This is a genomic window from Azotobacter armeniacus, from assembly GCF_054779355.1.
On the sequence record NZ_BAAGYK010000069.1, the window covers coordinates 1 to 590 of the forward strand.

The 590-nt window shown below is 55.9% G+C and carries 2 protein-coding genes; both read left to right on the top strand.

Annotated elements, in window-relative coordinates:
• Window positions 1-186, top strand: a 186-nt coding sequence (locus tag ACYVD0_RS11945; protein ID WP_460427013.1) for a transposase, incomplete at its 5' end; no start/stop codon positions are given.
• A complete protein-coding gene (locus ACYVD0_RS11950) occupies window positions 183-392 on the top strand; it encodes a transposase (protein WP_460427014.1) in 210 nt (69 codons plus the stop codon). The genes ACYVD0_RS11945 and ACYVD0_RS11950, both read left to right, overlap by 4 nt.
• Window positions 393-590 lie beyond the last annotated feature (198 nt).

Genomic DNA, 590 nt, shown 5'->3' on the forward strand with positions numbered 1-590 from the left:
CAGCGAGTCCATGTGGTTTTCCTGCCGCCGTACTCGCCGGAACTCAACCCGATCGAGATGCTCTGGCGGAAGATCAAGTACGAATGGCTGCCCCTGAGCGCCTACCAGAGTTTCCAGTCGCTCTGCAGTCATGTGCATGAGGTGCTGTCTGGGTATGGCGATAAATATCGGATCAATTTTGTTTGACTACTTACCTGCCACCCTATTCGCCTGAGTGTAATCCGGACGAGTATTTGAACCGCGACCTCAAGACACGCTTGTGCACCAGTGACCGGGCGCGAAACAAGTCGGAATTGCTGGAGAAGGCCGAGGCATTCATGAGCTGGCTGGCCAAAACCCCGGAGCGGGTAGTTGCCTATTTCCAGCATGCGTCGGTGCGTTATGCCACTTAGATTGGGTATTTGATTGCCGGGTTAATAAGAGCGGTTATCATCCGACCATCTTTCGACTGTCACCAAGGTCGGCGCCACCAGCACCGGTGTGACTCCTGCCGGCGCATAGCCTCGAATCCAATGCCCATCTTCAGCTACGGCCGTTTCATCGCCCCAGTAGATCGTCGCGTTTTCGGCCTTGGCGCGTGCCACGATGGC